11 protein-coding genes are annotated in these 12,310 nt (G+C 71.3%); 1 reads left to right on the forward strand and 10 read right to left on the reverse strand.

Translation table 11 applies throughout. The features are described 5' to 3' along the window. Positions 1–30 precede the first annotated feature (30 nt). Both F0Q34_RS09240 and F0Q34_RS09245 read right to left on the reverse strand, forming a co-directional pair. A complete protein-coding gene (locus F0Q34_RS09240) occupies positions 31–2,421 on the reverse strand; it encodes a glycoside hydrolase family 65 protein (protein WP_161600811.1) in 2,391 nt (796 codons plus the stop codon). Between the two features lies 1 nt (position 2,422). Beyond that, a complete protein-coding gene (locus tag F0Q34_RS09245) occupies positions 2,423–3,385 on the reverse strand; it encodes a ribokinase (protein ID WP_149811922.1) in 963 nt (320 codons plus the stop codon). A 194-nt stretch (positions 3,386–3,579) separates the two neighbouring features. Here F0Q34_RS09245 and F0Q34_RS09250 point away from each other — a divergent pair, with 194 nt between their 5' ends. Beyond that, complete coding sequence (locus F0Q34_RS09250) at positions 3,580–4,674, forward strand: alkene reductase (protein ID WP_149811923.1); 1,095 nt, start codon at positions 3,580–3,582, stop codon at positions 4,672–4,674. A gap of 31 nt (positions 4,675–4,705) precedes the next feature. Here the strand turns inward: F0Q34_RS09250 and F0Q34_RS09255 are convergent, their stop codons facing one another. The 8 genes from F0Q34_RS09255 to F0Q34_RS21765 all read right to left on the reverse strand — a co-directional run bounded on the left by F0Q34_RS09255 (position 4,706) and on the right by F0Q34_RS21765 (position 12,079). Further along, entirely contained in the window at positions 4,706–5,215 is a 510-nt protein-coding gene (locus F0Q34_RS09255; RefSeq protein WP_149811924.1) for a hypothetical protein, read from the reverse strand. A 21-nt stretch (positions 5,216–5,236) separates the two neighbouring features. Beyond that, positions 5,237–5,482, reverse strand: coding sequence for a hypothetical protein (locus F0Q34_RS09260; protein WP_149811925.1), 246 nt, complete (start codon positions 5,480–5,482; stop codon positions 5,237–5,239). A 49-nt stretch (positions 5,483–5,531) separates the two neighbouring features. Then, on the reverse strand, positions 5,532–8,813 hold the full coding sequence (locus tag F0Q34_RS09265; protein ID WP_161600812.1) for a DEAD/DEAH box helicase: 3,282 nt from the start codon (positions 8,811–8,813) through the stop codon (positions 5,532–5,534). A 92-nt stretch (positions 8,814–8,905) separates the two neighbouring features. Beyond that, positions 8,906–9,355 carry a DUF2383 domain-containing protein gene (locus F0Q34_RS09270; protein WP_149811927.1) on the reverse strand — a complete coding sequence of 150 codons (450 nt, stop codon included), beginning with the start codon at positions 9,353–9,355 and terminating at the stop codon, positions 8,906–8,908. Positions 9,356–9,408: 53 nt separating this feature from the next. Next, positions 9,409–9,909 (reverse strand): YciE/YciF ferroxidase family protein, encoded by a 501-nt coding sequence (locus F0Q34_RS09275; RefSeq protein WP_149811928.1) that lies wholly within the window; start codon positions 9,907–9,909, stop codon positions 9,409–9,411. Positions 9,910–9,942: 33 nt separating this feature from the next. Then, positions 9,943–11,055: a DUF3618 domain-containing protein gene (locus F0Q34_RS09280; RefSeq protein WP_149811929.1), complete on the reverse strand. Its 1,113-nt coding sequence runs from the start codon at positions 11,053–11,055 to the stop codon at positions 9,943–9,945. After that, positions 11,052–11,444 carry a phage holin family protein gene (locus F0Q34_RS09285; protein WP_161600813.1) on the reverse strand — a complete coding sequence of 131 codons (393 nt, stop codon included), beginning with the start codon at positions 11,442–11,444 and terminating at the stop codon, positions 11,052–11,054. Before F0Q34_RS09285 ends, F0Q34_RS09280 begins: the two co-directional genes overlap by 4 nt. Continuing rightward, positions 11,444–12,079 (reverse strand): hypothetical protein, encoded by a 636-nt coding sequence (locus F0Q34_RS21765; protein WP_161600814.1) that lies wholly within the window; start codon positions 12,077–12,079, stop codon positions 11,444–11,446. Before F0Q34_RS21765 ends, F0Q34_RS09285 begins: the two co-directional genes overlap by 1 nt. Positions 12,080–12,310: the final 231 nt, after the last annotated feature.

Raw genomic sequence — 12,310 nt, forward strand, 5'->3', positions numbered from 1 at the left:
GCCCCGCCCATTGTTGCCGCCGGCCCGCGCTCAGTCCGCCGCCGCCAGACCGGCTTCCGGCCGCCGCACCCGGATCGTTTCCCCGGGCCGCAGCCAATGGGTGCCGCCCGGATGCACGACCTTCACGGCCTGCCCGTTCCCCCCATCGGCCCGCAGGCACAGCAGCCCGTCCCGCCAGTCCAGGGTGAAGGCGCCGAAGCGGCAGCGCAGCGACAGATGCGCCCGCTCCAGCTCCGGCGGCGGCGCGGGGTCGAGGATGATGCCGTCCCAGTCCAGGCCGAAGCCCAGGTAATGCCGCTGCAGCACATCCAGTGCCCCGCCCATGGCGCCCAGATGCGCGCCATCGCCGGAGGCGGTGGGGCCGGACGGGTCGTGCTCCGCGCGCAGGGTGCGGGTGAAGGCGCGCCAGGACAGGGCGGGGTCCAGCTTCGCCATCGCCCCGGCGCAGGCCAGTTCCGACAGGCTGGAATCATGGGACATGCGGTCCAGGTCGTGCCGTGCCGTGCGCAGCCATTGCGCCCGGTCCATCCGGTAGCCGAGGCGCTCCATCACTCCTTCCAGCGCGCCATGGGACAGCAGGTAGGGCAGCATCAGCGTATCCGCCTGCTTGGCCAGCTGGTAGCGGTTGATGTCGTCGCCGATCTTCTCCAGCCCGAGATCCGGGCGCTCGCCCGGATGCGCCTCGGCGAAGGCGTCGGCATCGAAGGGCTCCAGCCGGTCGAAGCCGTCAAAGGGCAGCAGCACGCCATTGGCATCGAACACCAGCCGCAGGCGCCGGCTGACATGGTCCCAGTGCCGCAGCTCGGCCTCCTCAAGCCCCAGCCCGCGGCGCAGCGCCGTGGCGCGTCCAGGCGGCATGCGTTCCAGCAATTCCAGGGCGGCGGCCAGGGTCCAGGCGGCCATGACATTGGTGTAGGCATTGTCGCGCAGCCCCGGCGAGGCGGCGCCGGGATATTGCACATGGAACTCGTCCGGACCCACCACGCCCTCGATGCTGAAGCGGCCGCTGGCTTCATCCAGGCGCGCGAGGCTGGCGAAGCACCGCGCCACCTCCAGGATGATCTCCGCCCCCTCGCCGAACAGGAAGCCGTCATCGCCCGTGGTCATGGCGTAGTGCATCGCGTTGAAGGCGATGGCGGCGCCGATATGGCGCTGCAGCCGCGTGTGATCGGGCAGGAAATGGCGCGACAGCGGGTTCCATTGAAAGCGCGGCGTGTGCTCGCCGCCATCGCTGGCGCTGCGCCAGGGGAACAGGGCGCCGCGCAGGCCGGCGGCGGCGGCATTGTCGCGCGCATCCGGCAGCCGCGCATGGCGATACGCCATCAATTGCCGCGCCAGCTCCGGCGCGCGGCTGGACAGGAAGGGCAGCACCAGCGTTTCGTCCCAGAAGATCTGCCCGCGATACGCTTCCTGCCAGCCGCGCGACGGAAAGCCCACATCCAGGCCGCCGCTGTGCGCGGAGGTGGTTTGCAGGATGCGGAAGGCCGCCAGCCGCAGCGCACAGCCCAGCTCGGCGGGTTCCGCCATGACGCCGATGCGCGACCACAACGGCGCCCAGGCCGCCTCGTGCCTGGCGCGGAGAAGCGCGAAAGGCGGCGCCCCCCGCAACTCCGCCATCGCCGCCGCCACGGCCCCCTTCCCCGAATGCACCGAAAGGGTTTTCTCCACCACCAGCGGCCGGTCCGGCCCGGTGGCGGCCCGCAGCGTTTCGCTGACGCGGCAGGCGCCATGGGCGACGCGGCGCGGGGGCTCCGCGCCGTCCAGCACGGTGCGCGCCGCCACCGCGACATCGACCCGCGACTGGCGGGTGCGCGCCGCCACCAGCAGGATGCCGTCCCGCGCTTCCGGCCGCACCGCCTCCAGGTGGCGGCTGGCGAAGGGACGCAGGCACCCGACCTTGCCGTTGATCACGTCGCCTTCCACCGCCGAGCGGATCTCCATCTCGCCCGACCAGTTCTGCGGCGCGATCTCCAGCCGCAGCGCGGCCAGATGCGGATCGGCCATGCTGACCAGCCGTTCCTCCGCCAGGGCGGTGCGGCGGCCCTGGCGGTCCTCAAACAAAAGCTCGCGCCGCGTCACGCCGGTGCCGCCATCCAGCGCATGGCGGTAGCGCAGGATGCGCACCTCCCCCGGCGTGAACCAGTTCCGCTCGCCCAGGGGGCGGAAGGTGAGCAGCAGGCCGTTGGGCAGGTTGACCAGGGATTCGTTCTCGATCCGCTCGCCCTCGATGATGTCGGGCAGGCGGTCATACAGGCCGGCCAGATAGGTGCCGGGATAATGGATATCATCGGCTTCCGCCCAGCAGGCGGCGCCGCGCAGGCTCAGCCAGCCATTGGCCAGGGCGAGCAGCACCTCGCGCCGGCCCTCATCCGCGGGGTCGAAGCCCGTATAGGCGGTGCCGTCCGGCGGCTCGAACGGCATCTCAGGACGCCGCCATGGCGCGGATGCCCGCCTGCACCCGCGGCAGCAATTCGCCGATGCGGTCCCGGTCCGGATAAGCTTCCTGCGAGCCATAGGCGGTGACGGCGAGATGCGAGGCCGTCACGGCGAAGGCCGCCGCCGCGACCGCGTCCTTTCCTTCCAGCAGGGCCACGGCCAGGGCGCCGCTGAAGGCGTCGCCGGCGCCGGTGCTGTCCACCACCTCCACCGGCACGGCCGGCACATGGGTCAGCCGCCCGCCCTCCAGCAGCACGCAGCCGCCATCGGACAGCTTGACGCAAACCAGGGGAACGCCATGCCCGGCCAGGTGCCGCGCCGCGCGGGCGGCATCTTCCGGCCCTTCCACCTTGAGGCCTGCCAGGCTGCCGGCTTCGGAGGCATTGGGCGCCATGGCGGCGATGCCCCGCAACAATTCGGGGCGCATCCGCTCGGATGGCGACGGGTCCAGCACCACGCGCAGGCCCTTCCGGCATGCCGTGGCCAGGATCGCCGCCACGACGTCCGGCGGCACCTCCCAATCCGCCACCAGCACCGAGCCGTCCGGCGCGGCGGCCACCGCCCTTTCGCCCGCCTCGCGGGCGGGCGCATCCCAGGCATCATTGGCATTGCCCGCCAGGGCGATGGTCTTGCCGCCATCCGGCAGCACACAGATCATGGAAACGGCGGTGGATTGGCCCGGCGCCACCGAAACCGCGCCAAGCCCGACCCCGGCGCGGCGCAGCGGGGCCAGGGCCTGTTCCCGCAGGTCGTCATCCCCGACCCGCCCGATCAGCTCCGCCGGATGGCCCAGCCGGCGCGCCAGCAGCGCCACATTGGCCGCCTTGCCGCCGCCGAGGCGGACGAAATCGCATCCCATGACGGTGCGCCCCGCCTCCGGGGGCGCATCGGTGCGCAACTGGAAATCAGCGTTGATGCTGCCCAGGGAAAGCAGGATGGGTCGCGTCATGCAGGCTCCGGCCGGATGAATTACTGGCAATGTCTCCGCTTCAACGCGGCAGGAGCCGCTTCGGATGAGCGGCGTTACACAGAGTTTCGCGCCCCGCGCCGCGCCCTGCGCATGGTGGCCATGCGGGCCGGGCCCTCGCGCAGCGGGCCGGGCAGCCCATGTTGCATCGCGACATCCGAAAGGAGAACGCCTCCATGAGCCGACCCGCCGACACCGCCGACCTGTTCCAGCCCGTTTCCCTGGGCGCCCTCACCCTGGCGAACCGCGTCGTGATGGCGCCCCTGACCCGCAGCCGTGCCGGAAAGGGCGACGTGCCGGGCCCGCTGAACGCGGAATATTACGCGCAGCGCGCCTCGGCCGGGCTGCTGATCAGCGAGGGCACGCAGATCTCGCGCCAGGGCAAGGGCTATGCCTTCACCCCCGGCATCCATTCCCCCGAGCAGGAAGCCGGTTGGCGGCTGGTGACCGACGCCGTGCATGGCAAGGGCGGCCGGATCGCGGCGCAGCTCTGGCATGTCGGCCGCATCTCGCATCCCGACCTGCAGGAAGGCGGCGCGCTGCCCGTGGCGCCTTCCGCCATCGCAGCCGAGGGGCAGGCCTTCACCGAAGCCGGCTTCAAGCCGCTGGTCACGCCCCGCGCCCTGGAAACCGACGAGATCGCGGGCGTCGTGGCGCAATACCGCCATGCGGCCGAGGTGGCGAAGCGCGCCGGCTTCGACGCGGTGGAGATCCATGGCGCCAATGGCTACCTGATCGACCAGTTCCTGCGCGACAAGACCAACCGGCGCACCGACCGCTATGGCGGCAGCGTGGAGAACCGCATCCGCTTCCTGATGGAGGTGGTGGAGGCCGTGACCTCCGTGTTCGACAGCACGCGCGTCGGGCTCCGCATCTCTCCGGTCAGCCCCGCCAACGACATCGCCGACAGCAACCCGATGGCGGTGTTCGGCCCGGCGGTGGAGGCGCTGAACCGCTTCAACCTCGGCTTCCTGCATGTGGTGGAGGGCGCCACCGGCGGCCCGCGCGACGTGGCGCCGGATTTTGACTTCCTGGCGCTGCGGCGGGCCTTCAAGGGCCTTTACATGGCCAATAACGGCTATGACCTCGACCTGGCGGTGCGGGCGCGGCGCGAGGACCGCGCCGACCTGATCGCCTTTGGCCGCGCCTTCATCAGCAATCCCGACCTGGTGGAGCGGCTGCGCGCCGGCAAGCCGCTGGCCGAGCCGGACCACGCCACCTTCTATGGTGGTGACGCGCGTGGCTACACGGACTACCCGGCGGCGGCCTGACCGCCAATGGACGGTCGGCCGCCCCAGGGCTTTACCCCGCGCGGCGGCCGACTTCCTGTTGCAGGCGCTCCAGCTGCGACAGCATGTTGCGGACCGGGCCGCTGATATTGGCCGGCCCGGTCGCCTGGTCGATGGCGTTCAGCTCCTGCCGCAACTGGCGTTCCGCGTCGCTGTAGGTGGCTTCGCCGCGGAAGCCGCCGGGCGCCCGCCGCACGGTCTGGTAGGCATTCTGAGCCGCCGTCTTGAGGTCCATCCAGGCCGGCGTCATCGCGTTCTGCTGGTTGGCCGGAGGCTGCTCGCCGCTGCGGCCCAGCGCCGCCTCCAGTCGCCCCCGCGCCTCGCCCAGCACGCGGGCATATTCCTGCAGGCTGTCCAGGGCCTGTTGCGGCGCCTCGTCCCGGAACTGGTCGGGGCGCGTCTTGCTGGTTTCGCCCTGGGTCTGGTTCGGGGCGACCTCCTGCCCCAGCGTGCCCTGGGACCAGGCCGGCGCGGCGAGGGGAAGGGACAGCAGCAGCACCAGGGCGGAATTGCGCATCAGCATGAAATCGGTTCCTCTTTTTCTTCAGGCTTCGGTGTGGCGGCCACCGGCCGGGCTGTTCATGAGCCGCAGCGCGTCCGCGTGCCGGAGCTGGCAGGTGGCCTTGTCCTCCTCCACCCTGGAAATCTCCGACAGCGGCAGGACGCCGCGCCGGCCATCCACCCCCAGCAGGCTGACATGGCCGGTCTCGAACCGCTCGACCCGGCCGATCAGCTCGCCCTCCTGGCTCAGCAGGGGCATCCCCTCGCGCAGCAGCGTGGTGTCCACCATGGGCATTCCTCCTTCGCTGGCCCGGCGGTGCCGGGCATTCCGTAGAGCTTCAACGCGCGGCGGGGGCATCGGTCGCTGAAGCTTCCGCTTCCCGGCGCGCCTTGCGGCGGTGCCGGCGCACATTGTCGAGCAGCCGCAACAACAGCCGCAGCCTTTCGGCGGGCGTTCCGCTCGGCTCGCGCAGGATCAGCCGCTCCCCGTCCAGCTGTGCCGCCACGCCCTGCGGCCCCGCTTCCAGGCGGCGCACGCCCAGGCGGCGGCAGCGCAGCCGCAGCCCGGCCAGGGCCAGCCAGTGCCGCACCGGCTCGGGCGGCGGGCCGAACCGGTCCTCGATCTCGGCCGCCAGATCCTCCAGCGCCGCGTGGTCGTCATCGCGCAGGATCTCGGCCAGTCGCACATGCGCCTCGACACGCAGGGCGTCATCGCCGATGTAGTCCCGCGGGATGCCGGTGCTGATGCCGACCGCAAGCTCCGGCGGTGCCGCCTCCTCCACCGCCTCGCCCCGCGCCTGCCGCAGCGCCCGGTCCAGCAGGTGCTGGTACAGCCCGATGCCGATCAGCTTCAGGTGGCCCGCCTGTTCCTCCCCCAGCAGGTCGCCGGCCCCGCGCAGATCCATGTCGCGCGCGCTGATGGCGAAGCCGGCACCGACGCGGTCGAACGCTTCCAGCGTTTTCAGCCGGCGCGCGGCGGCGGCGCCGGGCGGTGCCTCCGGGTCCCGCAGCAGCAGGATGGTGCCGCGTGGCCGCCCGCGCCCGACGCGGCCCCGCAGCTGGTGCAGCTGCGCCAGGCCGAAATGGTCCGGGTGCCAGACCAGCATGGTGTTGGCGCGCGGCACGTCGAGCCCGGTTTCGACGATGTTGGTGGACAGCAGCGCATCCGCCCCGCCATCGGCGAAACGGACCATGGCGGCGTCGATCTCCTCCGCCGGCATGTCGCCATGCGCTTCCAGGAGCTTCAGCCGCGGCAGCAGCCGGCGGATGCGCTGGCGCAGCGGCGCGATATCGGCGATGCGCGGGCAAACGATGAAGCTTTGCCCGCCGCGCCGCTGCTCGCGCTGCAGCGCTTCCCGGATCACGGCGTCATCGGCCGGCACCTGCAAGGTGCGGACCGGCTGGCGGCGGGCCGGGGGCGTCGCGATCACCGACAAGGATTGCAACCCGATCAGCGCGCCCTGCAGCGTGCGCGGGATCGGCGTCGCGGTCATGGCCAGGCTGTGCGCGGCCTCCCCCTTCCCGCCCCGTTCGCCGAGGCGGCGCAGCATGGCCTTCTGCCGGGCGCCGAAGCGCTGTTCCTCATCCACGATCACCAGGCCGAGCTTCGCGAACCGCACATCCCTGGCGGCCAGGGCCTGGGTGCCGATGGCGATGTCGATCGCGCCGCTGGCGAGGCCCGCGCGGGTTTCGCGCGCCTCGGCCGGGGCGCTGAGCCGGCTCAGCGCCTCCACCCGGGCGCCGAGCCCCGCGAAGCGGCGGCGAAAGGACTCCAGGTGCTGCCGCACCAGCACGGTGGTCGGCGCCAGCACCGCCACCTGGTAGCCGCACAGCACGGCGGCGGCGGCGGCGCGCATCGCCACCTCCGTCTTGCCGAAGCCCACATCGCCACAGACCAGCCGGTCCATCGGCCGGCCGGAGGCCAAGTCGCGCAGGGTGTCGGCGATGGCGGAAAGCTGGTCGGGCGTGAGGGCATGGGGGAAGCCACGCGCGAAACGCTCCATCGCGGCGCGCGGCGGGCGCAGGGTGGGCGCGGCGCGGCCATCGCGCTGTTGCGCCCGCCGCAGCAGCGCCTGCGCGGTTTCGGCGATCTGCGCCTCCACCTCGGCGCGGCGGGCCAGCCAAGCCTCCCCGCCGAGCCGGTCCAGCGAAACGCTTTCCGCTTCCGCGCCGTAGCGCCACAGCCGGTCCATCTCGTCCGCCGGCACGAGCTCGGTCGCGCCGCCGGCATAATCCAGGCGCAGGCAATCCCGGGTGACGCCATCCACCTCCAGCGTTTCCACCCCGCGCAGGGCGCCGAGGCCGTGCTCCAGATGCACCACCGCATCGCCGGGCTGCATCGCGCCGGCCTCCAGGGCAAGCGACGGCAGCGGGGCTTCCTGTGGCCGCGCCAGGGATGGCCGCACATCGGCGGGCGCGACCACCAGCGCCTCCGCCGTGCGGAACCCGGCCGGCAGGGTGCCGTCCAGCAGGCCGAAGCTGCCTGGCGCGGCATCGCGCAGGGCCAGCCAGCCGGAAAGCCGCGCCGGCTCCCCCAGCCTTTCGGCGGCCAGCCGCGCCAGGGCGCGGGCGGCACGCGGTGGGCCGCTCAGAGCGATGCGCAGCCCGGCCTCCCGCGCTTCCTCCAGCAGGTCGAGGAAAGCTTCCTCCGGCTCTGGGGCCGAGGCCAGGGCGGGCAACTCGCCGGGCGGGTCCTCCGGTGCCTTCTCCAGCACCAGCACGGCGCGGCCGGCACAGGCCTCACGCCATGCGGCATCATCCAGGAACAGGGCCGAGGGTTCGCTGGGCGGCGGCGCGACGGCATCCTCCGCATCCCCCACGCCGAGGGCGAGCCGCGCCCGGAATGCTTCGGCGGCCTCCCTGGCATGGCCGCGGCGCTGCGCCTCCACCTCGGCCTCCTGCACCAGCACGGCTTCCGGCATCAGGGCGAACACCGAGGTCAGTTCGCCCTGGAAGCCGGCGAGCCCGTGCTCGGCCCCGATCGGCAAGGGCAGCCCGACATCGGCCGGCGCCACGATCTCGGAAGCGGGACCGATCGTCACCGCCTCGATTTCCTGCGTGCCGCGCTGGGTGAGCGGGTCGTAGTGGCGCAGGGCGGTGATGCGGCCGTCTTCATGCTCGATACGGCAGGGCAAAGCATCGGGCGCGGCGGGGAACAGGTCCAGCACCGCGCCGCGCAAAGCCGCCTCCCCCGGCTCATCCACCCGCGCGTCAATGTGGAAGCCGAGGCGCAGCAGCTCCGCTTCCAGCACGGCGGGATCGAGCGGATCGCCGCGCCGCAGCGTCAGGCTGTTCAGCGCCGAAGGCGGCGGCAGGCGTTGCAGGGCCGCGGGCAGGCTGGCGATCAGCAGGCGCGGCCCGCCGGGCGGCGTGGACAGCGCCGCCAGAACCGCCATCCGCGCGCCCATCACCGCGCGCGAGGGCGAGGCCCGGTCATAGGGAAGGCAGTCCCAGGCGGGAAGCAGCAGCACCTCCACCTCCGGCGCGAGGGCCAGGGCGGCGCGGTGCAGGCGCGCGGCCCGCGCTTCGGAACGGGCGAGATGGATGACGCCGGCGCCGCCCTGTTCGGTGGCCCGCTCCACCAGGCGGGCGGCCAGAAGCGCATCCGGCTCGGCTTCCATGGCGGGATGGCGGGAGCACATGCCCGCCGAAGGAAGCGGCCGCTCCGGTGCTCCGGAACGGCCGCTCGGTGTCGGTTGCGGATGCAAGGATGTCAGAGGCGGCTGGAGGCTTCCTCCATCCACTGCCGGTGCCGCAGCTCGTCCTGATGGGCGCGCTCGAAGATCTGGCGCGCTTCCGCCGTGGCCTCGGGATGCTTGGCCGCGCGCTCATAGGCGGTGACCGTGTCTTCCTCGTTGGTGCGCATGGCCTTGAGGATGGCGGCATCGCCCAGGATGCTGGCCATGGCTACCTTGCCGGTGGTCAGCAGCTGCTTGATGTCGCCGCCTTCCGTCACGGCCTGCCCAAGGCTGGTGGCGATGCGCTCCAGTTCCTGCACATGCCGGTCGTGGTCGCCCTTGAACAAGGCGATCTGCCGCTTCGCTTCCGCATTCTCCAGCCGCTCGATGGTGGATTCATAGGCGGCGATGGCATCGTGTTCCAGCAGCAGCAGGTTCTGCACCAGCTTCCCGAAGGTGCTCTCGGTTCCAACCATGGTGACCATAAGATGTCTTTCCTGTTGTTGGCTTTGTTCAGATGCCCGGGCTGGCGTTCCGCTCAGCCCGCCTTCGCCTCGGCCAGGGCGGCCGGGAGGATGTCGGCGCGCGTCACCTCGGTGAGCAGCTCATCCTGCCGCTTCTCTTCCGCCAGCGTCTGGGCCAGCAGCGTGGCGACATCCTTTTGCCCCAGGGCCTTGCTCAGCTCGACCATGGTGCCATAGGCGGCGATCTCGTAATGCTCCATGCGCTGCTGGCTGGCGACCATCACGAGATCCAGCACCGGGCCCTTGTCGTATTCCTCCATTTCATGCTGCGCTTCCTCGACCAGGCCGCGCATGGCCTCGCACACCTTGCGCCCCGGCCGGGCGCCCAGCTTCTCCAGCGCCTGCTGAACCCGCTCGCGCTGTTCCTCGCTCTGCTCGATATGCGCCTCGATCCCCTGCTTGAGCTTCGGGTCGGAGGCTTTGCGCAGCATCTTGCGCATGGCCTGGATGGCCTGCTTCTCGGCGCTGAAGGCGTCCTTCAGCTGGTCCACCATCATCTCTTCAAGCTGTGCCATCAGTATTTCCTGTTTCCGTTATTCTGGTCTGGCTCAGGGCTTCAGCGGCGCGCCGCCCGGGGAGCCCGGCGCGGTGCTGCCCAGGCCGGCGTGCTGCACGGGCTTCCGGTCTGCATCCGAATCCTTCTTGTCCTCGACACCGGACTTGGCGACATCGCTCAGGTCCCGGGTTGCCTTGACGGCCGCGTCGGCCACGCCGTGCAAGGTGTTCCGCGCCGCATCGGGCAGGCCGGAAGCCGCATCCTTGTTCTGCTTCAGCGCGTCCGCCGCCTCGCCCGCCCGCTCGGTGACGACCGACTTGGCTTCCTCATATTGCTGCTGCGCCACCTCGGCGACCTGCTGGCGCACCGCATCGCTGGTTTCGCCCATCAGGCGGTCCTCGGTGCGGGTGCGCGGCAGCATCGCCGCCAGGGCGGCGCCCATCAGCAATCCGACGCCGCCGATGATCAGCGGCTGCGCCGGCCCCGCGCGGTTCCAGCTGTCGCGCATCTGGCTGCTCAGATAGTTCGCCTGCCCATAGGCCGTGTCCAGCCCACGCGACGCGGCATCTCGCGCATCATGGCTGCGCATCCGCATGGCGTCGCCGGCAGCCGATGTGTGGTCCGACACCTGCTGCCCCAGGCTCGAAGCCTGGGCCGAAACCGCGGAAGCGGCACCCGTGACCGCGTCCCGCACCGCATTCGCGGCCGAACGCACCGCCGACCCGGCGCTGTCCGCGGCGCCGCGCACGGTTTCCGCCGCCTGCCCGGCGGCGCCGGAAATCCGGTCGGTGGTGGAAGGACCGGAATGCAGATCGGTATAGGGGCTCCGGGGCGCATTGTCGTAGGGCAGCAAAGGCGTCCGGCCCGGATAAACCTCGCGATGCACCGTGCCGTGCGAACGGTTCTGGTTGGACAGCATCATCCAGCCGATGCCCGCACCCACAAGAAGCAGCGGCAGAGGGTTGTCGCGCACCGACGCGCCCAGGTTGCGGGTGAATTCCGCCCCGCCCGAGGAGCGCGCGTAATCCACCAGCTGATCCATGATCTGGCCGGGAGAAAGGCTTTCGCGCAGTTGCTCGATGGTCTGCGAAACATCGGCGCGGGTGCGCTCCACATCGGCCTCGATCTCGGCGGTGGAGCGGTTGTCATGCTGGCGGTCACTCATCGCACGGCCTCCTTCGCCATCGTTGCATCGCGGGAAATCTGCTCCGCGGCGCGCGTCGGCATCAGGCTGTCCGCCTTGATGCGGTTGATCCCGCTCCGCAGCAGGATGTAGGCCACGATGGCGACGACGCCGCCGACGATCAGCCCGGCCAGCGGTGTGGACAGGCCGAAGCTGACCAGCAGCGCGACCGCCGCCTGCAACAGGATCACCACGCCCGCCATCAGCAGCGCCGCGGCGACGCCGATCGAGGCCGCGCCGGCACCGACGCGGGACACCTTCTCACCCACCTCGGTGCGCGCCAGCTCCACTTCCTTGCGCACAAGGCTGGAGGATTGCTGCACCAGGTCGGCCAGCAGGTCCGGAACGGATTTCTGGGTGTCGAGCGACATCAAACCCTCCCTGTGTCGGGACCAGGCATGCTGCCTGGCATCGCGGTGCCCGGCCGGTGCGCCGCGGCGCCGCCCAGCGTGGCGGCCGGCAATGTCGCCGGCTTGAACTCGCCCTGCGTCGGCTGGCCTGTCCATCCCGGCGCCCGTTCCGGCGCGGTGCGGGCCGTGGCGCCGTGCGACATGCCGGAATAACCCGACATGCTGGAGGAGCTTTTGGCGAAGCGCACAGCGGCGAAGCCAGCCAGCATGGCGACGCCGAAGAACGCCGCCGGCTGCCGTTGCGCGAAGCCGTTCATTTCCTGGATCAGATCGCCAACGCTGCGTTGCCGCAGGGATTGCGCCATGCTTTCGATGCTGTCCGCCGCGCTGCGCACATGCTGCGCGATCTCTGGCGAGCGTTCCTGCAGGTCATCGGCAATGCGCCGCGCGGCCTGGGCCAGCCCCTCGCCCTGCTGCGCTCCCGCTTCCTTGCCCTGCTCCGCCATGGATTCGGCTTTGCTGCGCGCGGCATCCGCAACGTCGCGGCCCGCGGTCTTGACCTCCTCCGCCACATCTTGCGCGACGCGGCTGCCTTCCGCCTGAAGGTCCCGCGCCGCTTGCTTCACATCGGTCGCAGTGGTGGAGCCTTCATTCATGCTGCGCGTGCCACCCAGGGGAGGGGTCTGGGCGGATGTTCCAGGCGTGGTCGAAGACGGGCCCGGCGGTCGGTTCGTTTCCGGATTGGAAGGTTCCATGTCCATCTCCTGATGGTCGTCGGGCGGCGGTCAGTGCCGCGGGATGACGGATATCGTGCGCACCCAGGCGAGGCGCGCATCCGTCGTGCCTGTCCGGAATGATTGAGGGATAGGCCTAGTTGCGCAGTTGAC

It is taken from the genome of Teichococcus oryzae, from assembly GCF_008386565.1.
Taxonomy (GTDB): domain Bacteria; phylum Pseudomonadota; class Alphaproteobacteria; order Acetobacterales; family Acetobacteraceae; genus Pseudoroseomonas; species Pseudoroseomonas oryzae.

Excerpts from the sequence above, each read along its gene's own strand:
- F0Q34_RS09240 (WP_161600811.1), bottom strand. The coding sequence starts at position 2,421 with ATGCCGTTCGAGCCGCCGGACGGCACCGCCTATACGGGCTTCGACCCC.
- F0Q34_RS09245 (WP_149811922.1), bottom strand. The coding sequence starts at position 3,385 with ATGACGCGACCCATCCTGCTTTCCCTGGGCAGCATCAACGCTGATTTC.
- F0Q34_RS09250 (WP_149811923.1), top strand. The coding sequence starts at position 3,580 with ATGAGCCGACCCGCCGACACCGCCGACCTGTTCCAGCCCGTTTCCCTG.
- F0Q34_RS09255 (WP_149811924.1), bottom strand. The coding sequence starts at position 5,215 with ATGCTGATGCGCAATTCCGCCCTGGTGCTGCTGCTGTCCCTTCCCCTC.
- F0Q34_RS09260 (WP_149811925.1), bottom strand. The coding sequence starts at position 5,482 with ATGGTGGACACCACGCTGCTGCGCGAGGGGATGCCCCTGCTGAGCCAG.
- F0Q34_RS09265 (WP_161600812.1), bottom strand. The coding sequence starts at position 8,813 with ATGGAAGCCGAGCCGGATGCGCTTCTGGCCGCCCGCCTGGTGGAGCGG.
- F0Q34_RS09270 (WP_149811927.1), bottom strand. The coding sequence starts at position 9,355 with ATGGTCACCATGGTTGGAACCGAGAGCACCTTCGGGAAGCTGGTGCAG.
- F0Q34_RS09275 (WP_149811928.1), bottom strand. The coding sequence starts at position 9,909 with ATGGCACAGCTTGAAGAGATGATGGTGGACCAGCTGAAGGACGCCTTC.
- F0Q34_RS09280 (WP_149811929.1), bottom strand. The coding sequence starts at position 11,055 with ATGAGTGACCGCCAGCATGACAACCGCTCCACCGCCGAGATCGAGGCC.
- F0Q34_RS09285 (WP_161600813.1), bottom strand. The coding sequence starts at position 11,444 with ATGTCGCTCGACACCCAGAAATCCGTTCCGGACCTGCTGGCCGACCTG.
- F0Q34_RS21765 (WP_161600814.1), bottom strand. The coding sequence starts at position 12,079 with ATGAATGAAGGCTCCACCACTGCGACCGATGTGAAGCAAGCGGCGCGG.